The organism is Blautia sp. LMAG:89 (genome assembly GCF_008679485.1).
GTDB lineage: Bacteria > Bacillota > Clostridia > Lachnospirales > Lachnospiraceae > Blautia_A > Blautia_A fusiformis.
On the sequence record NZ_NANC01000003.1, the window covers coordinates 460,280 to 482,520 of the forward strand.

A 22,241-nucleotide genomic window follows, 5' to 3' on the forward strand; every position below is an offset into this window, starting at 1 on the left:
ATCAGGAGGGATTATTGTGAAGAGAAGAGTTGTGGCAATTTTTCTCAGTCTGACATTATGCATGGGCGGAACTTTGGAAGCCGGCGCTGCGGCTTTGGAAAGTACAGACGTGCAGATGGCAGCAGAGACAGCCGGCGATCCGGCTGAGGATGTATTCAGTGATGAAGCGGAAACGACTGTACAGCAGCCGGAGACAGAAGCGGATCAGACAGGTAGTACTGACAGTACAGACAGTTCAGAAGAAACACCTGTTACACCGGAGAACCCCGCAGAGACACCGGATGTTATAGAAACACCGGAGATTACAGAGACACCGGAAACTACAGAAGCACCGGAGGCTACAGAAGCACCGGATGCGACAACAGAAGACAGTACAGATCCGGGCGATGATTTCAGTGCAGGTGATGCACAGGAACTGGATGCACCGTCAGCAGATACCGCAGTACAGAACAAAGTAGAGAATAACAAGGCAGAGGAAACTTCTGCTACCGGAGCATCACTGGTAAACGGTGTAGTCGTTGCCAAGACAAGTGACTGGGTTTCTGCAAACGGTTTTTACAGACTCCGCAAAAAGAAGGTTGCTGCATCTGCAGCTCCGGAGGGAAAAGCTTCTGAGTATCCTGCAGAAAGCAGCGAAGAAGAGCAGAAAACAACAGTTGATGAAACAGCTGCAGCAGCACAGGAGGTACAGCAGACTGAAGAGCTTCCGGAAGGTGCAGCAGAGAGTGAGCAGGCTCAGGTACTCCAGAATGAGTCAGCAGAAGGAGAGCAGGAGACTGCAGCAGAAGAAGTTTCTACAGAGGAAGTATCCGCAGCAGAAGCTTCTGCAGAGACAGCATCCGCAGATGTAGTGTCTGCAGAGGAGACATCCGAAGAGACAGCACCCGCAGAAACAGAGACGGCAGTCGAAACATCAGAGAGCGTAGATAACGCAGAGACTCTTGCCCAGGATGAAGGGAACGCTTCTCAGGTATCAGAAACAGGTTCCATCGAAGATAATTATTTTACTGCGCAAGATGGTCTTCTTAAGATCAATACCAACGGACATGTGGGATATTATCTTTTTAATGAAGACGGATATCTGGTAACCGGCCGTATGACCCGTGAGCCAGGTGCAGCAGGTTATACCGGAACACAGAAGACAGAATGGTATTTCCTCGAAAACTCCAAAGCTTCCCTGTATTCGGATTCCACCGGAAAAGCAATCACACCGTGGACATCCAATCTTGGCCAGCAGAAGAGAAATTACTGGTTATGGACAGGAACTGTTTTCCGCTATTATAATTCCCAGGGTGATTACAAATCCATAGAGGCTCAGAACCTTGTAGGCAAGATCAAGAAGATCGGAAATGCTTATTATACACTGATGCGTAACGGAAAACCGCGAACAGGAATCCTGAAGCTGACAACCGGTTCCACAACATATCAGTATTACTTCCAGCCGGCATCAAAGGCAGGAGAGATTCCAGGAAAGCTTTTTTATGGCGGATGGACATATGTTTTAAACAGCAAAAATCAGAAACGTTTTATCTATTGTAGTCCGAAGGCTGCCACACGTGGACAGATCATGAAACATGGAGTTTATGTATCACCTGTAATGTCCAAGAAATATCGATATATGCTGAATGCCAGCGGCTATGTTATGACGAATACAATGGCGAAGGCGCAGAATAACGCATATTATGTTTCAGACAGCAAGGGCCGCATCATTACAAAAAAACTTGTGAAGTATAAAGGCAGCAGATATTATTTCGGAGGCAATGGCCAGAGAGTTTCCTGGAAGAACTGCTGGCATGGCTGCCCGGGTGCATCCAACAAGATTTATTATTTCGGAAGCACAGCAGGAAAAGTTGTTGAAAAATATGGCTGGCAGAAGGTGACCGACGCAAAAGGCCAGTTCTTCGGATGGTTTTACTTTGACAAAAACGGAAACCACTATAAGAGCCAGATGATAACAAACAAGTCCTCAAAAAAGAGCTATTACTTTAATAGCACAGGACAGCTTGCAACAGGAAAAACAAAGATCGGCAAAAAATACTATTTCTTTGCAACATCAGATGCCAATGCGCACAGAGGCTGGATGTACAAGAGTACATTGATCCGTTACCAGAATAAGTGGTATTATGCAGGCGGCAACGGTGTTCTGAAAAAGTCAGGCTGGCAGAAGGTAGGTAAATACTGGTACTATCTGCAGAACTATACCGTTGTGACAAATAAATCCATGAAGCGTGGTTCCGTAAATGGTTATCTGGACAGCCAGGGACGTTTTTCCACCGGCTGGGTGATCGTCAGCGATTACTATGATCAGGTCAAATATATCGATCCGGACAGCGGTTCCAAGTATCTGACCAATACAAGCAGATGGATCGATGGAAAACTGTATTACTTTGATAAGAACGGTTACCGCCGCAATGATGTTTCAAATATTTACGGAGGACCATATTACCTGGAGGTTGATAAGACCAACGGTGTTATGACTGTATACACAAATAGTAGCAAGACGATTCCTGTTAAGACAATCCGTGTTTCTGTAGGTCTCTCCGGAACACCTACATGGGATGGTACATACAGACTGACCCGCAGTCTGAGATGGCAGCCACTGATGGGACCGTCCTGGGGACAGTATGGAACACATGTTGACGGATGCGGACAGGGAGGAATCTTTATCCATTCCGTAGCCGGATCGACCAGGAGTGTTTATAATCTTCCGGCAGGCGAGTACCTGAAGCTTGGTCAGCCTGCATCTCACGGATGTATCCGTACCTGTGTGGCTGATGCGAAGTGGGTATTTGAGAACTGTAACGGTTCTACGATCCACATTTACAGCAGCGGAAATTACGTTAACAATGAATCCTTCAAGGGACCGTTAGGCCGCAGACCGCTGGCAACCTTCCGTGGAGCCGGAAACTTTGATCCTACAGACCCGGAAGTTCCGTGATCTTTACCGAACAGTACCAGAAAGAAATATATAGAATAACTGAAGACCGATGTTCAGCTGTATGAAGCTGACATCGGTCTTTTTCCATATATGGCTTTACTTTCCATTTTTTCATATGTATAATAAAAGTCATGCACAAATAAACAACATAATTTATGGAAGGAAACTAAAATGAAAAACTGGAAGAAATGGCTGGTGGCAGGCTGTATGGCAGCACTGCTGGGAATAGGAACAATGGGAACTACAGCGATGGCCATGGGCGGCGGAGGCGTAGACCGAAGCGAGGCAGTTGCTGAGGAAGAAAAGGTCCCCAGCGGGAAGGCAACACAGAATTCCAGGGTAAGTTCAAAGGCCTGGAAGAAGATCAACGGTGTCTGCTATAACGGAAGCGGCCAGAAGCTGGAAGGTGCTGTCACACGTGGAATCGATGTTTCTGAGTGGCAGGATACCATCAACTGGAGCCAGGTCAAAAAATCTAATGTAGATTTTGCCTTTGTCAGGATCTCCTATGGTCTGAATCATCTGGATAAGACATATGATTACAACATGAAACAGGCAGAGAAGGCAGGAGTTCCGACAGGAACCTATGTGTACAGCCTTGCGCTGAACACACAGCAGGCACTGAAGGAAGCACAGCTTGCCATCCGTAAAATGGATGGATATAAAGTATCCTATCCGGTGGTTTATGACATTGAATATGATCAGATGCGCAATCTTTCCGCATCACAGATCGCAGATCTGGCAAAGACCTTCTGCAATGAGGTAAAAAAAGCCGGATATCATCCAATGATCTACTGCAATACAGACTGGTATGACAACAAGCTTGACTGGAGCAAGATGACAGGTTATGATGTATGGCTTGCACGTTATGGTGATACGATCCCGGCTCCTGACAAGACAAAGTACAAATATACCATCTGGCAGTCCACCGATGGTGACGGTGGCGGATATCTGAATACCACCAAGGGTCTGGTTGCGGGAATCCCGTCTTATTCTACTGTAGATATTGACTTCGGTTATGTTGATTATACCAAGATCATCACACCCAGATGGCATGCACAGACCGGATACAAAGCGTCCACCAGACCGGATACCAGTAACTATAAAGGAAAAACCGGCTGGGCAACAGAGAACGGAAAGAAATTTTATTATGTCAATGGTGTCAAAAAATACGGCTGGGTTCAGGTGAAAAATAAGAAATATTATATCCATAAGACCGCAGGAATGTGCCGTTCAAAGCTGATCAGGGATTCCAAGAATATTTCCAGATATGTAGACAAAAATGGAGTCCTTGTGAAAAATACCTGGATCACCTATAAGGAGAAAAAATATTATTTTGACAAAAACGGACATGCATTAAAGGGCATGAAAAGGGTTGGAAAGAACTATTATTATTTTCAGGCCAAATACGGATACATGATGAGACATGTGCGGTACATGAACAGCAGGGATGATGTATATTATTTTGGCGGTGACGGCGTTATGGTCAAAAAGGTATTCTATACATGGAGCGGAAACAATGAAAGCCATACCTATTATTTTGGCTCCAATGGAAAGATGCAGAGAGGCTGGCTCAAACTGGACGGAAAGAGATATTATTTTGATCCGGAAACAGGAATCATGTACAAAAACTGTACTATTGAGAAAAACGGAAAGAGCTATACATTCGATGAAGATGGTGTATACACAACTGTATCCGCAGCAAATAAGAAAAAATAAAAAAAATGCCGGCAGCGAACATAAAGCTGCCGGCATTTTTATGATCATAAGGTATAAACAAGGATTCCCAGGATGATGATCAGATTTCCGATGATCTTTCCGCGGGAAATCTTTTCTTTCAGGATCCGCCAGGAAAACAGCAGGACAAAAACATAGGCGGCAGTATCGATCACCGGTCCGAATTTCATATCCACTTTGGTGTAGCACCAGGTATTCAGGAGCAACACTCCAAAAAAGATGCCATAGGCCAGGATCACTCGCCAGTTCAGATATTCCCGGAGGGGATTTTTGTATTCCATATTGGCACTCTGCTTTAGAAGTACCTGGGAAATTGCCGAAAAAAAGGTTCCGGCCAGCATGATCAGCATAAATGTTCTATTCATATCTCTGCACCATCCAGACTCCGATCAGAACGATCAGGATGCCGATGATGTTCTGAAGCGAAAGATTTTCGTGAAAAATGATCACAGCCCATACCTGGGACCATAGAAGATAGACGCTTTTGTTGGCGTAGGCCGTGGAAAGGGAAAATTTTTTGATCACCTGCTGCCATGCAATGGCGTAGATCCCACAGTTTGCGATCATAAGAAAAAGAAATACATAGAGAAGAGGACTGTGAAGCCCTTCTTTATTGTAATAAACCGATGCAAGCTTGGAAAAAACGCTGGTAAGAGAAAACAGCAGGATATTCAGATGAAGCTGAATATAATCTTTGATTTTTGTCATGTTTCCTCCATATCATAAATGCGATTATCATAGACTGATAATCAATATATATCATCCGGCAGGTTTATGCAAGAAAATGTTTGAACAATGTAACGGTTTACAACAGGAAATGAAAATGATAAGATTAAACGATAAGTGTCAATTGATACAAAAGAGAGGAAAAACGATATGTGTTTATATTCAGTGGTTGTTCCTGTATACAATTCAGAACATACGCTGCAGGAACTGTACACCCGTCTGGAAAAAGTATTCCGGGAAACGATAAAAGAAGAATTTGAACTGATCCTTGTAGATGACGGGTCCAGGGACCGGTCTTTTGCGGTTATGCAAGAACTCCGGGAAAAAGATCCCCGTGTCAAGATCATCCAGATGGCAAGGAATTTTGGACAGCATCCTGCGCTTCTGTGCGGATTTGCCCACGCAAAGGGAGAGTTCATCGTAACTATGGATGATGACCTTCAGCATCAGCCTGAGGAGCTCCCCAAAATGATCAATGTAATGAAGGAACGTGACGATGTGGATGTGATCATTGCAAGCTATGAAGGACGTAAGCATAATCTGATTCGGAAGCTGGGCACAAAGCTGTCTGTATGGGCAACTTCCAAAATGCTCGGCAAGGATCCGAACCTTCAGATCACCAGTTATCGACTGATCCGCCGTTTTCTGGTGGAAGCCATGCTGAAGACCAATACATATCTTCCGCAGATTGGAAATCTTCTGGTTTTAAGCTCCAACCGTATCATCAATGTTCCGGTGCAGCATGCAGCACGTGCATATGGAAAGAGCGGATATTCTTTTCGCCGCCTTGTGAAGGATCTCATCTATGATATTACTGCCCATACGGCATTTCCGTTGCTTATGGTGCGAAACATCGGCATTGCCAGTTTTCTGGTAAGCTTTTTACTGGGGATCTATTATCTGGTGAGATATTTTCTGTGCGGGATCTCAGTGGAAGGCTGGACATCTCTGATGCTTGTGATACTGGCATTTTTCGGACTGACATTGCTTTCGATCGGGATCATCGGTATTTATCTCATGAATATTCTCAATGAGGCCAAAAAGATGCCGCACTATGTGATCCGTCAGGAGGAGACAGACTGATGAAAAAAGAGATCGGCGGCTATCTGGAACTGGAAGAACCGGCGGGACAGGAATACTATCCGGATCTCTGCGGCGTGAATCTCGGAAGAACAGCGCTTTTGTGGCTGATGGAAGCACGCAGGTGCAAAAAGATCTACCTGCCATTTTTTCTCTGCGATTCCGTAACCGGTGCCTGTGAGAGATTCGGGGCAGATATAGAATTTTATCATATGGATGAAGGTCTGCATCCGGTCCTTGAGGAGAGAACTCTTCCGGAAGGAGAATATCTGTATCTGGTAAATTATTATGGCCAGCTTACCGATGATAAGATCCGGAAATATAAAAAAATCTATGGAAATATCATTGTGGATCATACGCATGCGTTTTTTCAGAAGCCGCTGCCGGGTGTGGACACTCTGTACTCCTGCAGAAAATTTCTCGGAGTCAGTGACGGAGCATATCTGTCTACCGATGCGGAACTGGAACCGGAAAAGAAGCCCCTGGATCATTCCATGGGAAGAATGGAGCATATTCTGGGACGTTATGAATATGATGCTGGAACCTTCTATCAGAAAATGCTGGATAATGCAGCAAATTATCATGAGATGGAGATCCGCCGAATGTCCCGTCTGACCGGAAACCTCCTCAGGACTATGGATTATTCCGGTATCAAAGCAAGAAGAGAACAGAACTACCGTCTGCTGTCGCAGCTTCTTCCTTCAAGGAATGCTTTTACAGGGGAGGTGCCGGAGGGACCGTTTGCCTATCCGTATTATCATAAGAACGGATTGGAGCTTCGACGCTGGCTGGCAGGCCGGAAGATTTTTGTACCGACAAACTGGCGCAATATCCTGGAAGAATTTGACAGGGATACCATGGAATATGACTGGGCTGCCAATGTGCTGCCGCTTCCCTGTGACCAGAGATACGGGGCAGAAGAAATGCAGTATATCGCGGAGTCCATAAGAGAATGGGAGGAAACGGAATCATGAAACACAGATTGCTGATACTGGGAACGTTGGGAGAATTTGAGCAGCTGGTGCAGAAGGCCCGCGAAAAAGGATACTACACCATTGTCTGCGACGGATATCCGGATGGTCCGGCAAGAAAATTTGCAGATGAGGCATTTCAGATCCCGGTAACAGATACGGAACGGATCGCCTGTCTCTGCCGAGAAAAAGAGATCGATGGGATCCTCACATCCTTTTCCGACCTTCTTCTGGAATGTATGGTAAAGATCGCGGACCGGGCAGGAATCCCCTGTTATCTGAAACCGGAGCAGCTTCCCTGGTATCGTGATAAATCAGCGACCAGAGCACTGCTTACTGAACTGGGACTTCCCACTCCGGGCTTTCGAAAAATCCCGATCGCATATTTTAAAGACAGGTCCAAAAGAACTCAGCTGCAAGAGCTGCTTGAGGGACTTCGTTATCCGGTGGTCAGCAAGCCACTGGATAAATATGGCTCCCGCGGGATCTATATATCCGAAGATCTGGAGGAGCTGATAAACGGGGCAGAAAAAACCGCAGGATTTTCTGATATGCCGGAGATTTTGGTGGAAGAATATAACGATGGCTATGAATTCAATATGATGACCTGGGTGCGGCATGGAAAAGTCCATGTGATCAGTATTGCAGACCGTGAAAAGACATTTGTTGCCAAAGGTGAGATCCCCATCAGCACAAGAAATGTGTATCCTTCCAGATTATTGTCAAAAGTTGAAAAGCCTGCCACAGAACTTCTTCAGGCATATGCGGACAGAACCGGTCAGAAAGACGGAGCCCTTTCCATGCAGTTTTTCTGGAAGCCGGGAGAAGGTATCCAGGTCTGCGAGATCGCCGCACGATTTTTCGGATATGAGCATGAATTGACCGATATGGTCTATGGATTTAATATGGAAGAGCTTCTTCTTGCATCTCTCTATGATCCGGATAAGCTGGAAAAAATGCTGGCAGAACACGATGTTCATAAACCACAGTGCTGTGGAGCTGTCATTTATTTTCAGGGAAGGCTTCTTACCATCGAAGATCAGTCTGCGGCAGTCCGGCTGGGAGAGAAAGAACAGGTGGAAAAGCCCTGGATCTTTTATCAGGAAGGAGAGAAGGTCATTGAGCATGGTCCTAATCCGTATCTGGCATTATATTATGTAAAAACAGAGAATCGTAAGGAAATGGATCTTCTCACAGAAGAGTTTTATGAGGAAATGCATATTCTGGATCCCAACGGCCAGGAGGTGGCATACCATAATCAGATCCCGGATTATGCACCGGCAGAAAAATAGGCATTGAATTTACAACATGAGTGTGAGAAAATGGAATGTACAGTTAATGTAGAAAAACCATGAAGAATAAGAAATAAAGAGGAAATACATGATTGATTTTAACAGACCTGCGTTTACAGGTAAGGAATTTGAGTACATCCGTGACGCAGTAGAACGGGGAATGCTCTGCGGCGACGGGATCTACACGAAGAAATGTTCTGCATGGATGGAAGAGCGCTTTCATGTGGGTCATGTGATGCTGACAACATCCTGTACCCATGCACTGGAGATGGCTGCTTTTCTGGCAGATATCCAGCCTGGCGATGAGGTGATCATGCCGTCTTATACTTTTGTATCAACGGCAGATGCATTTGTGCTTCGCGGTGCAAGGATCGTATTTGTGGATATCCGGCCGGATACCATGAATATTGACGAGAAGCTGATCGAACAGGCGATCACAGATAAGACCCGCGCGATCGTTCCGGTCCATTATGCAGGAGTAGCCTGCGAGATGGACACGATCATGGAGATTGCCGGAAGACATGATCTGAAGGTAGTGGAAGACGCGGCCCAGGGTGTGGATGCCTACTATAAGGGAAAAGCCCTTGGTACCATTGGAGATTTTGGCTGCTACAGCTTCCATGAAACTAAGAACTATACCATGGGAGAGGGCGGTGCGATCCTGTTCAACGGGGAGCAGTACCTGGAGAAGGCAGAGATCCTGAGAGAAAAAGGAACGGACCGCAGTAAGTTTTTCCGTGGTCAGGTAGATAAATACCGCTGGATGGATTATGGATCATCCTATCTTCCGAGCGAATTGAATGCGGCATATCTTTATGCCCAGCTGGAACAGCATAAGAAGATCAGCGATAAGCGGATGCAGATCTATGATTTTTACAATGAGAACCTTAGATTTCTGGCGGAGGAAGGAAAGATCCAGCAGCCTTATGTACCGGAAGAATGCACACATAATGCACATATGTACTACATTAAGGTACATGATATCCAGGTACGCACAAGGCTTCTGAAATATCTCCGCGAAAAGGATATCTGCAGTGTGTTCCATTATGTACCCCTTCATTCCGCACCGGCAGGAAAAAAATTCGGAAGATTTTCCGGAGAAGATGTTTATACTACAAAAGAAAGCGAGCGTCTTATGCGACTGCCCATGTTCTATAATCTGGATATGGAGGATGCGAAGAGAGTTGTGGATGCGATTGCTTCCTTTGACGGGTTTTGACAGAAGAAGGGGAGAACTATGAAAAAAATAAAAAAATTACTGGCAGTTTTCGCAGCAGTCAGTGTGGCGCTGATGCTGCCGTTACAGACCATGGCTGCAGTGGATCTGAATGCGAAATATGATATCAGCACCAACCAGATCCAGGGATGGCCGGCAGGACCGGATATTACCTCAGATACCGGTATCCTGATGGATGCAGACACAGGAGTTGTTCTTTATAACAAGGGCGGAGATGAACAGAGATATCCGGCCAGCATTACCAAGATCATGACCTTGCTGGTGGCAGTGGAGAACTCCACCATGGATGAGAAGGTGACCTTTACAGAGACCGGGGTGCGTAATGTTACGGCAGATTCCAGTAATATCGGCACAAAGGTGGGCGAAGTCCTGACTATGGAGGATTGTCTTCATGCTCTGATCATCCAGTCTGCCAATGACGTTGCGGCACAGATCGCAGAGCATATCGGCGGGACAGAGCAGGCATTTATCGATATGATGAACCAGCGCGCCAGTGAGATCGGATGTACCAATACACATTTTGCAAATTCCAGCGGACTTCCGGATGATAATCATTATTCTTCAGCACGGGATATGGCGCTGATCTTCCGCGAAGGCCTGAAAAATGAAACATTCCGTACGGTCGTGGGCACACCGGACTATATCATCCAGCCTACAAATATGAACAGCCAGCAGAGGATCCTGCATACCCATCATCCTATGTTTGCACCGGAAAGCGGATTTTACTATGAAGGCTGCATTGGTGGAAAAACCGGAACTACCGTTGCGGCAGGGCATACACTTGTCACAGGAGTGACCAGAGATAATACCACATATATTGCAGTGACCATGCGTGGAACAGAGCTTTCCAATTCCTGTATGGACAGTACGGCTATGTTCAATTACGCATTTGAGAATTTCACAAAAACAGAAGTAAATGGTGGCTATGTATTCCTTCCAAAAGGGGTGGAGCTGAATTCCCTTACCGAGAAGTCAGAGAATACCAACGGGAAAACAGAAACCGGTTACTATTTCGGAGATTATCTGATCGGTACTGCAAGTGTTGCACAGGCAACCGATACACCTGTACCGGAACCGACCGCTGCAGCAGAAGACAGCCAGGAAGCGGACATTTCCGGATCGGAAGCTTCCACAGAAGCAGCAGAGAAAGATGACAGCAAAACAACAGAGAAGAGTACAGCCGGAGAGAGTACCAGCGAAAAAAAGAGCATTCCTGCCCTGCGTAAGATCCTTCTTATGATCATGGCAGCAATGATCCTGATCCTGATCGCCCTTCTTGCGGCTCTCAGAATAAAAGAAAAGAAACATCACAAATAAATCAAAACAGAAAAGGAGAAAGAAAAAATGGGAAAAATAAAAGTAACACAGTGCGGAGATATTGAAGGACTGAAAGTGATCGAGCCAACTGTATTTGGTGATTCCAGAGGATATTTCATGGAAACATACAATTATAACGATTTCAAGGAAGCAGGCATTGATGTGGAATTCGTTCAGGATAATCAGTCCAGCTCCCGTTACGGTGTTCTCCGCGGACTTCATTTCCAGATCAGCTATCCCCAGGATAAACTGGTACGTGTGGTAAACGGAGAAGTGTTTGATGTTGCGGTTGACCTTCGTGAAGGCTCCAAGACCTTTGGAAAATGGTATGGTGTAGTCCTTTCCGCAGAAAACAAGAAACAGTTCTTTATTCCTAAGGGATTTGCTCATGGCTTCCTGGTACTTTCCGAGAATGCAGAGTTCACTTACAAGTGCTCTGATTTCTATCATCCAAACGATGAGGGCGGACTGATCTGGAATGACAAGGACATTAACGTTGAGTGGCCGATCCCGGAAGGCATGGAGCTTATTTTCTCCGACAAGGACCAGAAGTGGGGTAGCTTCGAGGAATATAAGAATCGATAAGGAATTGCAGAATGAAGAAAATATTAGCTTTGCCGGCGGAGCTGTACCAGAATCGAAAGCTGGTTTTAAGCCTTGCAAAAAATGATTTCAAAACAAAATATGCAGGATCCTATCTTGGTATTGTCTGGGCATTTATCCAGCCTATCGTAACGATCCTGGTCTACTGGTTTGTATTTTCCGTAGGACTGAAGGCCGGAACGGTATCGGATTACCCTTTTGTACTCTATCTGGTATCCGGTATCGTGCCGTGGTTTTTCTTCCAGGATGCATTAAACGGTGGAACCAATGCCCTGATCGAATACAATTATCTTGTGAAGAAGGTTGTATTCAAGATCAGCATCCTTCCCATCGTAAAAATCATCTCCGCACTTTTCGTGCATGTTTTCTTTGTGGCCTTTGCACTGCTCTTATGTGCATGCTACGGATATACACCAAGCCTTTATACACTGCAGATCATTTATTACTCTGTCTGCACCTTCCTTTTTGTGCTGGGACTAGTGTATGCTACAAGCGCGATCGTCATTTTTTTCCGTGATCTGACCCAGATCATCAGTATTTTTCTTCAGGTGGGTGTATGGCTTACACCGATCATGTGGGATATCAATATGCTTTCTTCACATCCATGGCTGATCAAGCTGTTTAAGCTGAATCCGATGTACTATGTAGTTACGGGCTACCGTGATTCCATGCTTGGTCATGTCGGGATCTGGAACCATGCTTCATGGACGATCTATTTCTGGGTAGTTACGATCCTGCTTTTCGGACTGGGATCTGTGATATTCAAACGTCTGAAGCCGCATTTTGCAGATGTGCTTTAATTGAATGCGGATGGCGGATATCCGTCTGATCCGGACCGGACAGTTCCCATGGAGGATTTGCTCTGTACGGATAAAAAGCAGAACGGCGGCAGATTGTGAGAGTGAACGATTTACACAAAAGTGAGGTTGAAAATGGCAGAAGATATTGCGATTTCAGTAAATGATGTCAGTAAGATGTACAAGCTTTACGATAATCCTATGGACCGTCTTAAGGAGTCCCTGGGATTATCCAGAAAAAAGAAATATAAAGAGCATTATGCGCTCAACCATGTATCCTTTCAGGTGCATAAGGGAGAAACAGTGGGAATTATCGGAACAAATGGTTCCGGCAAATCCACGATCCTGAAGATCATCACCGGCGTACTTTCGCCCACAGCCGGGGAAATAGCCGTAAACGGAAGGATCTCAGCTCTTCTGGAGCTGGGAGCCGGATTTAACGGAGAATATTCCGGACTTGAAAATGTATATCTCAACGGAAGTATGATCGGTTTTTCCAGGGAAGAGATCGATGCCAAGCTGCAGTCTATTCTGGATTTTGCAGATATCGGTGATTTTATCTATCAGCCGGTAAAAACATACTCCAGTGGTATGTTCGTGCGTCTGGCTTTTGCGGTAGCTATCAATATCGATCCGGAGATCCTGATCGTTGATGAGGCTCTTTCCGTGGGAGATGTATTTTTCCAGGCAAAATGTTACCGGAAGTTCGAAGAGTTTAAGGAAATGGGGAAGACCATTCTGTTTGTAAGCCATGACCTGAGCAGTATCGGAAAATACTGTGACCGTGTTGTGCTTCTAAACAAAGGTGAGAAGCTTGCAGAGGGTGGTGCCAAGGAGATGGTCAATCTTTACCGTCGTGTGCTGGTCAATCAGTACGACGATGCAGATCTGGAAGAAAACACAGACGATGCAGAAGAGGGACAGACGACGGAGAACCAGGCAGCCGGAGCAGACGTTTCACTGAAAGCACATACCGGAAGCGGTAAAGCTATGAAGGACAGCCTGAACCTGAATCCCAAGGTCCTGGAATACGGCAGTAAGCTTGGCGAGATCGTGGATTTTGCCATCCGGGATGATACAGGTATGATCACCAATGTGATCGAAAAAGGCAAGGAATTTTCCGTTCAGATGAAAGTGAAGTTCCAGGCAGATGTCAGCGATCCGATCTTTGCATTTACCCTGAAAGATCTGAAAGGCACCGAGATCACAGGAACCAATACCATGTATGAACATACGCCTCTGAAACCGCAGAAGGCAGGCGATGTCCGTGAGATCACCTTCAAACAGGTGATGCCTCTGGAGGCAGGGGAATATATGCTGTGTCTGGGTTGCACCGGATATAAAGACGGCGATTTTACCGTATTTCATCGTCTTTACGATGTGTGTAACCTGACCGTGATCACAGATAAGAAAGCAGTGGGATATTTTGATCTGTTTTCCAAAGTATCTGTGAAATAAGTGGAGGAACGACTATGGCGGAGTTGAATTTAGATTATTATACGGCGAAGGATCATTATTCCGATGGGGATATCGAGGAAACACTTCTGAAAATGGCACAGGAAGGCAAATCTTTTGAAGACCTGCCGGAGGAAGAGGTGAGTTTTCCAATGGTCTACCATTTTTCAGGGCTGCGGGAGAATATCTTAAGCTGGTATCCTCTGAAAAAGGCGGATTCCGTTCTGGAGATCGGAGCCGGATGCGGAGCCATTACCGGAATGCTTTGCCGCAAGGCCGGTCATGTGACTTCCGTGGAGCTTTCCAAACGTCGGGCAGATATCAATTATGCGAGAAACAGGGATAAGGAAAATCTGACGATCATGGTTGGAAACCTGAATGACATGACTTTTCCGGAAAAATTCGACTATGTGGTAGTAAACGGTGTGCTGGAGTATGCCATGAGCTTTACCGAGGGAAAAACTCCTTACGAGACATTTCTTCAGCGTATGGGCGCTTATCTGAAGCCGGAGGGAAGACTTCTGATCGCCATTGAGAACAGACTGGGATTGAAGTACTTTGCCGGAGCACCGGAGGATCACACAGATCTTCATTTTTTCGGGATCAATGGATATCCGGGAAATCAGTCTGTGCGCACCTTTTCCAAGAATGAACTGGGAGAGCTGCTGGAAAACAGCGGCTTTCCTTTTCTGCGCTTTTACTACCCGTATCCGGATTATAAATTTCCGACAGAGATTTTTACAGATGAGAGCCTTTATACCAATTCCTACGGAAGAAGCTATCCTGTATACACAGATAAGACAGCAGATCTTTTTGCAGAAAGTGAAGGCGTAAAGGCCTTCGAAAAAGAGAAGATCCTGGACAGCTTTGTGAATTCTTTTCTTGTGGAGGCAGGACGTACCGAAAACCGGGACCCGGAGGAAATCCTTTATGTGAAGCTGAACCAGGAGCGAAAAGAAAAGTTCCGTCTTCTGACCAGGATCGTCCGGGAGAACGGAGAGGTCCGTGCGGAAAAAGAGGCTATGGTGTCCCAGGCTGAGGAATTTGTGGAAAAACTGGAAAAAACCGGAACAGAGGGTACCGGATCCGATAAATACAAGAATCTTCCCTGCAGGGCAGAAAACGGAAAGATCTCTTATCCGCTCCTTACTGGAAAAACTCTTCACCAGGAAATCGCAGAGCTTGCCCAGAAAGAAGATCTTGAAGAGATCAAGGCCCTTCTTAAAAAATTCTATCAGGAATTTTTCGGGGCTCGTCAGATTGTGGATTACAGGACCGGAGAGTTCCGCGAGGTATTTGGTGATCATCCGGGAAGAGAGGATTACGAATGTGTCTGCCCGGCCAATGTGGACCTGATCTGCAGCAACATCTTTATGGGAGAAAAGGAAAATCAGATCATAGATTATGAGTGGATGTTTGATTTCCCTGTGCCTGTGAATTTTATCATGTGGCGCCTGATCCATGAACTGTATACACATGTTTCTGAGCTGCCGCGGTTATGTCATGAGGATGAGATGATGGCGGAGTTTGATATCAGCTATACAGACTATGAGATATTTATGGATTGGACCATGCATTTCGTCTATGAGTATGTGGGCTGTGGTTCTCTGATCCCGTTTGAACAGAAAAAAGTGCCGGTTTCCGTAACAGAGCTGGTGAACAGAGAAAGAGAAAAGCACCAGATGCACAGCAAGCTGTACTATGATCTTGGTGAGGGATTCTGTGAAGAGCATACACTTTATGCAGAGGGAAAACTTTCCGGAAACCGTTTCCGGGTAGAGTTTGCGCTTTCCGGTATCAAAGGAATACGAAATCTCCGCTGGAATCCTGCAAACGGTCATTTCCTGAAAGTGAGGATAGAGCGTCTGGATTGCGGATGCAGTGCGGAGCTTGTGCCTCAGGGTGTCCATATGAAGGTGGATAACAGTACCACTGCGTTTTTTACCACCGATGGTTTTTATCTTATCGATGTTACGCACCCGGAAAATGTGGACAGGATCGTAATAGAGGGAAAACTTGACTGCCTTGAGCTTCCGGATGTGGAAAAGCTTCTGGTCTTTGAAAAAGAGCGTGAAGTACGAAGAGAACAGGAGCGTGTCAGAAAAGAGGCTGAACGTGCCGCAAAGCAGGCTGCAGAGGAAGCAGCCCGTGCGCAGGAAGAGGCCCTTCGTCATCCAGGCAAAAAAGCGCAGGTAAAGAAACTGGTCAAAAAGGTTCTTCGCTATCATACAGAGCCGGCAGCAGTGATGGGAGTGGAGACAACTCCTACCTGTATGGGCAGTGTTGATTTCTTCCATTATGAGAATGGCACCTTAAATGCCATTGGCTGGGCCTTTGATCCGACGTTTGCGTCTATGGGACAGCCAAGGATCGCATTTTATCAGGGAACACAGAAGCTTCAGGAGGCTTCCTGTACTACGATCTACCGTACGGATGTGGCTAATGCCATTGGAAATCCGGATGCGGAAAGTGCCGGATTTTCTTTCCTGGCAACGGTTCTTGCGCCGGCAGAGACTTCTGTTTTCCTGGAATACGGAACCGCAGCGGATACCGGAAGATTCCTTATCGGAAAGATCCCGGGAACCAGGGATCAGAAAGAGCTTCTGGTATACGCGATCGAAGATCCGAAGAGTATCGGAAATCTCCGCCATTTCAAACAGCGTCATGTACGCAGCACAAGAAAGGCATATCCACAGGCAGTCTATCAGCAGAAGGTGGATGTGATCGTGCCGGTTTACAACGGACTGGAGTATTTTGATGCCCTGTTTTCCGGAATTGAAAAAACGAAGGTTCCTTATCGTCTGATCATCGTAAATGACAAGAGTCCGGATCCTGAGGTAGGAAACTATCTGGAAAAATATGCCGCAGAGCATGACAATGTGGTACTTCTGAATAATGAGACCAATATGGGCTTTCTTCCGTCTGTAAACCGTGGATTAAAGATGGCGGAAAATCATGTGGCTCTTGTAAATACAGATGTGGAGGTTCCGGAAGAGTGGCTGGAGCGCCTGATGCTTCCGATCTTTGCAAAGGAAAATATTGCAACTACTACACCGTTTACCACCTGCGGAACCATCTGCAGCTTCCCGGATTTCTGCCGGGATAACAAACTGTTTGAGGGAATGCCGCTGTGGGAGATCGATGATGAATTCCGCATGATCCGTCCGCAGTATCCGGCTATGCCTACCGGTGTGGGCTTCTGCATGGGTATGAACCTGAAAGCGATCCAGGAGGTTGGCCTTCTGGATGAGGAGAATTTCGGAAAAGGCTACGGTGAGGAGAATGACTGGTGCCAGCGTGCCATAGCTGCAGGCTATGAGAACGTGCATGTGGATAACCTGTTTGTATATCACAAGCATGGTGGAAGCTTCCCGTCTGAGGAAAAGCAGAGACTTCTGAAAGAGCACAGTGAGGCGCTGCTCCGCAAGCATCCGGATTACAACAAGGATACTGCGGATTACTGCAGAAGAGACCCGCTTCGTCCGGTAAGACTCTACGTGGAAATGAAGCTTCTCAACAGGAAGCTGGATGTGCCTACCATTGTGGCCTTTGACCATGATCTTGGCGGCGGTGCAACGGCTTATCTTGTGGAGAAAAGACGTCTGGCTCTGCGGGAAGGATACCGTTTTGTGACCATCCGCTATAATATCGTAAGCAATCGTTTTTACTTTACGTATCAGTATAAGCAGTATGAGATGGAATTTTTTGCAAATGATCTGGAAACTGCCCTTGGTGAGCTGATGCGTGTGGATGAGATCTGGATCAACGAGCTTGTGACCTATCAGAATCTTTACGGAACCTTGGAACGTATCCTGCGTCTTAAGAGAGAGCAGGGTGCGAAGCTCCTTATGCTTCTTCATGATTTCTTTGCCCTTTGTCCGGCAGTGAATCTGATCGATGCAGAAGGAAAATACTGTGGCGTTCCATCCTGTGAGGTCTGCGATAAATGTATTCCGGATAACCGCAGCAACGCCTGCACAGAATACGGAACCGGAACGCTCTGGCGTACAAAATTCCGGGAATTTCTGTCAAACTGTGATGAGATCCGTGCATTTTCCGATGATACGGCAAGGCTGTTCAAGCGTGCTTATCCGGATGTATACAATCTCCATGTGATTCCGCATGCACCCCATTACCTTCCGGCAGTGAAAAAAAATAAAAAAACCACAGAGACCTTTAACATTGGTCTTATCGGCGTACTCTGCTACAAAAAAGGCCTGGAGGTTGTGAAGGCGCTTGCAGGATATATCGAAGAGAATGAACTGAATATCCGTCTGAGACTGATCGGTACTTCCGACGAAGAGATCGAAAGTCCGGTATTTTCCCAGACAGGAAGATATACAAGAGAGGAGATCCCAAGACTTACCCTGGAGCAGGATATTGATATGTTCCTGATCCCGTCCGTATGGCCGGAAACCTTCTCCTACACAACCTCGGAGATCATTTCCATGGGATTTCCGGTAGCTGTACTTCCGGTAGGTGCACCTGTAGAACGTGTGAAACGCTATGCCAAGGGCCTTGTCCTGAAAGATGAGAAGCCGGAGAATATTGTGGAAGAGATGATTTCTCTGTGGAAAACTCTCGGCGAAAGCGAGCTCCCTGTGGAAAAACGCAGGCTTCTTTTCGTAGGAGAGGAGATTTCCTTTGCCTCCAGATATCGTGTGGAGCATTTCCGGGAGCAGCTGATTCTTAAAGGCTATGCATCGAAGTTTATACAGATAGATCAGGCAGAGCAGGAAAAGATCGAGGAATATACAGCGATCGTGATGTACCGCTGCAGCAAGCTGATGGAAGCAGAAATGCTTGCCAACCGGGCGAAAGCAGCCGGAATCCCTGTTTACTATGATGTGGATGACCTGGTATTTAATTACGAAAAAATTTCCGGGCTGCATTTCCTGAAGGGAAGCGAGTACAGTGACTTCCGCACAACTACAGACCGTATCCGCGGATGTATGGGATTCTGCGACGGATATTTTACATCCACGGAGACACTAGCAGGAGAAATCCGGGAAGAATTTCCGGGAAAACCGGTGGTGATCAACCGCAACTGTATGAGTATGGAGATGGAGATCCTGTCTCACGAGGCTGTGGAGCAGACAGACAAGGCTAAAGACCGGATCTATATCGGATATTTAAGTGGTTCCAAAACGCATGATCAGGATTTTGCCCAGGTGGAGGCAGCACTTCTGGAGGTGATGGAGCGCCACCCGGAGGTTTACCTGAAGCTGGTGGGTGTGCTGGATGAATCCGGAATGGAGCCGGTGCAGAACCGCATCGAGAAGCTTCCGTTTATGGACTGGAGACAGCTGCCTGCCGTGATCGCAGGACTTGATATCAATCTGATGCCGCTGGAGAACAGCCTGTTCCACTGGTGCAAATCCGAGAATAAGTGGACAGAGGCTGCCCTTGTAAAGGTTCCGAGTGTCATGAGCCGTAACTGTGAGATGGAATACGTGGTCGAAAACGGAAAAGATGGCTGGATGTGCACCACAAAAGAAGAGTGGGTCAATGCCCTGGAAGCTCTGGTTACTGATGAGAAGGCCAGAAAAGCCATGGGTGAGGCCGCACATCAGAAGGTTATGGAGCATTACCTTACAGTAAATACCGGAAAGGATGCAATGGAGGAATTGTTATGCAGCGAGAGCTATACGAAGTAGAAAAGGACAGGTTTGACCTGAAGGACAGTTCTCTGTATCACCTTCAGGGAACCTGGCCGAAGGATCATAAGCCGGAAGCCGTTCTTGACGGGGAAAAGCTTCCGGCAGCCATCAGTGCCCAGGAGCGTGTCAGCGCCCTGGAGCGCTTTAAGGATCTGGATCTGGTAAACGGAGAACGTGTGCAGATGGAAATCTGCCTGCCGGATCTGGAGGGCAAAAAGAAGCTTGTTGTTTATGCGGTAAAGGGTGAAAAACGTGTCCGGTGGTTTTCTGTTTCGGCAGCACAGCTTTACAGGAAACAGGGAAAACCGCAGTACTTTATCGAGAGCATCGAGGTGGAAGCCGGGGAAAAGATCTGCCGTGTCCGTGGCTGGGCAGCCTTTAACAGCCCCCTGACCATACGCCTGGAGGATCGCAGCCGGAAGGAAATCCCCTGCGAGATCACCAGACTGAAACGTGTGGATGTGCAGAATCAGTACCAGGAAACAGAGATCGATGAGAAGAGCGGTTTTTTCTTTGAATTCCATTATGACAGTGTGAAGGAATTCTACATTGTATTTGAGGCAGGCAATGTGCGGACGCTTCGTCTGGTACATCTGCAGCCACAGAAGCGCCTTGCGGAGAAAGCTGCGGTATATTTCCGTAAGGGAAGCCGTTACATGAAGCTTCACGGGGCAGCAGCCCTTACCGGAAAGGTATTTGGAAAGGTGCTGGACCGTAAAAACCGTCCGGTGGATTATTCTAAATGGATCGTGAAGCATCTGCCGGACAAGGCAGAGCTTGCAGAAGAAAGAAAAACGAAATTTTCCAGGAATCCAAAATTCAGTATTGTGATCCCGCTTTACAAAACACCGGAAAAATATCTCCAGCAGCTGGTAGATTCCATAGAAGCCCAGACCTACGGGAACTGGGAACTCTGTCTTTCCGACGGAAGCGGAGCAGATTCTCCTCTTACCGATTATCTGAACAGGCTGGAAAAAAGTGATGACAGGATCCGTGTGATCCGCAACGACCAGGCACTTCAGATCGCAGAGAATACCAATGCGGCTATGAAAGCGGCAACAGGAGATTTTATCGTGTTTGCAGATCATGATGATGAGCTGACGCCGGACGCCTTGTTCCGGTGTGTGAAAGCGCTGAATGAGGATCCGGAGCTTAAGGTTCTGTATTCCGATGAAGATAAGATGTCCATGGACGGGCACAAATTCTTTCAGCCGCATTTCAAACCGGACTTCAATATTGATCTTTTGTGTACAGTAAACTACATCTGTCATCTTTTTGTCGTAAAAAAAGAGATCGTGGATCAGATCGGAATGCTGAAAAAGGAATTTGACGGTGCACAGGATTATGATTTTGTGTTCCGCTGTGTGGAAGCTGCGGGAAGAGAGCAGATCCATCATATCCCCAGGATCCTTTATCACTGGAGATGCCATGAGGATTCCACAGCAGAGAATCCGGAAAGCAAAATGTATGCCTTTGATGCAGGAGCACGTGCCATCAAGGCTCATTATGACAGGCTCGGAGTTCCGGTGGAAATCGAAAAAGGTGAATATCTTGGACTTTACCGTACAAAATTCCTCTGGGAGGAAAAACCGCTGATCTCCATCATCATCCCAAACAAGGATCACATCGATGATCTGAAGAGATGTATTGATTCCATCGAAGAAAAGGCAACTTACCGCAATTATGAGTATGTGATCGTGGAGAACAACAGTACAGAGGATGAGACCTTTGCTTACTATAAAGAGCTGGAAGCATCCAATCCGAAAGCCCATGTGGTGTACTGGGATGGTATTTTCAACTATTCTGCCATCAATAATTTCGGAGCTGCTCATGCTAAGGGTGACTATCTGCTTCTTCTCAACAATGATACGGAGATCATCAGCCCGGACTGTCTGGAGCAGCTTCTGGGATACTGTATGAGACCGGATGTGGGAGCTGTAGGAGCGCGGCTCTATTATGAGGATGATACCGTGCAGCATGCAGGAGTAGTCGTTGGCTTCGGCGGCATTGCGGGACACTGCTTTGTGCAGCAGAAAAGAGACGCTACCGGATACTGCCACAGGATCATCTGTGCCCAGGATTACAGCGCTGTAACCGCAGCCTGCATGATGGTGAAGCGTGAGGCCTTTGATAAGGTTCACGGATTAAGTGAGGAATTCCAGGTTGCCTTTAATGACATAGATTTCTGCCTTCGTCTGGGAAAAGCCGGATATCTGGTTGTATACAATCCTTATGCGGAGCTTTATCACTATGAATCCAAATCCAGAGGTCTTGAGGATACACCGGAGAAGGTGGCAAGATTTAACCGCGAGATCGCTTCCTTTGAGAAGCACTGGCCGGAGATCCTCCGTGACGGAGATCCTTACTATAATCCGAACCTTACACTGGAGAGCCAGGATTTTTCTCTGAAGCGGATATAGGAGGTTAT

At 46.6% G+C, this 22,241-nt stretch carries 14 protein-coding genes; 12 read left to right on the forward strand and 2 right to left on the reverse strand.

Translation table 11 applies throughout. The features are described from left to right. Positions 1–16: 16 nt before the first annotated feature. Together CCC70_RS02425 and CCC70_RS02430 are read left to right on the forward strand one after the other, a co-directional pair. Entirely contained in the window at positions 17–2,938 is a 2,922-nt protein-coding gene (locus CCC70_RS02425; RefSeq protein WP_287084178.1) for a L,D-transpeptidase family protein, read from the forward strand. A 171-nt stretch (positions 2,939–3,109) separates the two neighbouring features. Further along, positions 3,110–4,657, forward strand: coding sequence for a GH25 family lysozyme (locus CCC70_RS02430; protein WP_287084179.1), 1,548 nt, complete (start codon positions 3,110–3,112; stop codon positions 4,655–4,657). A gap of 44 nt (positions 4,658–4,701) precedes the next feature. On the opposite strand, the gene CCC70_RS02435 is transcribed toward CCC70_RS02430, so the two are convergent. Further along, positions 4,702–5,040, reverse strand: coding sequence for an EamA family transporter (locus tag CCC70_RS02435; protein WP_015527421.1), 339 nt, complete (start codon positions 5,038–5,040; stop codon positions 4,702–4,704). Then, positions 5,033–5,383, reverse strand: a complete 351-nt coding sequence (locus tag CCC70_RS02440; protein ID WP_015527420.1) for an EamA family transporter — start codon at positions 5,381–5,383, stop codon at positions 5,033–5,035. Before CCC70_RS02440 ends, CCC70_RS02435 begins: the two co-directional genes overlap by 8 nt. A 168-nt stretch (positions 5,384–5,551) precedes the next feature. On the opposite strand from CCC70_RS02440, the gene CCC70_RS02445 reads away from it, so the two are divergent. The 10 genes from CCC70_RS02445 to CCC70_RS02490 all read left to right on the forward strand — a co-directional run bounded on the left by CCC70_RS02445 (position 5,552) and on the right by CCC70_RS02490 (position 22,233). Next, positions 5,552–6,484, forward strand: coding sequence for a glycosyltransferase family 2 protein (locus CCC70_RS02445; protein ID WP_129975792.1), 933 nt, complete (start codon positions 5,552–5,554; stop codon positions 6,482–6,484). Then, positions 6,484–7,455 carry a hypothetical protein gene (locus CCC70_RS02450; RefSeq protein ID WP_287084180.1) on the forward strand — a complete coding sequence of 324 codons (972 nt, stop codon included), beginning with the start codon at positions 6,484–6,486 and terminating at the stop codon, positions 7,453–7,455. Before CCC70_RS02445 ends, CCC70_RS02450 begins: the two co-directional genes overlap by 1 nt. Beyond that, on the forward strand, positions 7,452–8,744 hold the full coding sequence (locus CCC70_RS02455) for an ATP-grasp domain-containing protein (protein WP_287084181.1): 1,293 nt from the start codon (positions 7,452–7,454) through the stop codon (positions 8,742–8,744). The genes CCC70_RS02450 and CCC70_RS02455 overlap by 4 nt, the downstream gene beginning before the upstream one ends. 88 nt (positions 8,745–8,832) lie before the next feature. After that, complete coding sequence (rffA, locus tag CCC70_RS02460; RefSeq protein WP_021651902.1) at positions 8,833–9,963, forward strand: dTDP-4-amino-4,6-dideoxygalactose transaminase; 1,131 nt, start codon at positions 8,833–8,835, stop codon at positions 9,961–9,963. An 18-nt stretch (positions 9,964–9,981) separates the two neighbouring features. Beyond that, entirely contained in the window at positions 9,982–11,298 is a 1,317-nt protein-coding gene (locus tag CCC70_RS02465) for a D-alanyl-D-alanine carboxypeptidase family protein (RefSeq protein WP_287084182.1), read from the forward strand. A gap of 27 nt (positions 11,299–11,325) precedes the next feature. Next, positions 11,326–11,883, forward strand: a complete 558-nt coding sequence (gene rfbC / locus CCC70_RS02470; RefSeq protein WP_015527414.1) for a dTDP-4-dehydrorhamnose 3,5-epimerase — start codon at positions 11,326–11,328, stop codon at positions 11,881–11,883. A gap of 11 nt (positions 11,884–11,894) precedes the next feature. Continuing rightward, the gene (locus CCC70_RS02475) at positions 11,895–12,701 is read left to right on the forward strand and encodes an ABC transporter permease (protein WP_173753935.1); all 807 of its coding nucleotides are present in this window, start codon (positions 11,895–11,897) and stop codon (positions 12,699–12,701) included. 132 nt (positions 12,702–12,833) lie between these two features. Next, on the forward strand, positions 12,834–14,156 hold the full coding sequence (locus CCC70_RS02480) for an ABC transporter ATP-binding protein (protein ID WP_021651905.1): 1,323 nt from the start codon (positions 12,834–12,836) through the stop codon (positions 14,154–14,156). Positions 14,157–14,170: 14 nt separating this feature from the next. After that, positions 14,171–19,810, forward strand: a complete 5,640-nt coding sequence (locus CCC70_RS02485) for a glycosyltransferase (protein ID WP_287084183.1) — start codon at positions 14,171–14,173, stop codon at positions 19,808–19,810. Then, positions 19,786–22,233, forward strand: coding sequence for a glycosyltransferase family 2 protein (locus CCC70_RS02490; protein ID WP_118752906.1), 2,448 nt, complete (start codon positions 19,786–19,788; stop codon positions 22,231–22,233). Before CCC70_RS02485 ends, CCC70_RS02490 begins: the two co-directional genes overlap by 25 nt. Positions 22,234–22,241 lie beyond the last annotated feature (8 nt).

Bases quoted from the DNA above. Each gene is read 5' to 3' on its own strand.
- CCC70_RS02430 (WP_287084179.1), top strand. From the start codon at position 3,110: ATGAAAAACTGGAAGAAATGGCTGGTGGCAGGCTGTATGGCAGCACTG.
- CCC70_RS02435 (WP_015527421.1), bottom strand. From the start codon at position 5,040: ATGAATAGAACATTTATGCTGATCATGCTGGCCGGAACCTTTTTTTCG.
- CCC70_RS02440 (WP_015527420.1), bottom strand. From the start codon at position 5,383: ATGACAAAAATCAAAGATTATATTCAGCTTCATCTGAATATCCTGCTG.
- CCC70_RS02445 (WP_129975792.1), top strand. From the start codon at position 5,552: ATGTGTTTATATTCAGTGGTTGTTCCTGTATACAATTCAGAACATACG.
- CCC70_RS02450 (WP_287084180.1), top strand. From the start codon at position 6,484: ATGAAAAAAGAGATCGGCGGCTATCTGGAACTGGAAGAACCGGCGGGA.
- CCC70_RS02455 (WP_287084181.1), top strand. From the start codon at position 7,452: ATGAAACACAGATTGCTGATACTGGGAACGTTGGGAGAATTTGAGCAG.
- rffA (WP_021651902.1), top strand. From the start codon at position 8,833: ATGATTGATTTTAACAGACCTGCGTTTACAGGTAAGGAATTTGAGTAC.
- CCC70_RS02465 (WP_287084182.1), top strand. From the start codon at position 9,982: ATGAAAAAAATAAAAAAATTACTGGCAGTTTTCGCAGCAGTCAGTGTG.
- rfbC (WP_015527414.1), top strand. From the start codon at position 11,326: ATGGGAAAAATAAAAGTAACACAGTGCGGAGATATTGAAGGACTGAAA.
- CCC70_RS02475 (WP_173753935.1), top strand. From the start codon at position 11,895: ATGAAGAAAATATTAGCTTTGCCGGCGGAGCTGTACCAGAATCGAAAG.
- CCC70_RS02480 (WP_021651905.1), top strand. From the start codon at position 12,834: ATGGCAGAAGATATTGCGATTTCAGTAAATGATGTCAGTAAGATGTAC.
- CCC70_RS02485 (WP_287084183.1), top strand. From the start codon at position 14,171: ATGGCGGAGTTGAATTTAGATTATTATACGGCGAAGGATCATTATTCC.
- CCC70_RS02490 (WP_118752906.1), top strand. From the start codon at position 19,786: ATGCAGCGAGAGCTATACGAAGTAGAAAAGGACAGGTTTGACCTGAAG.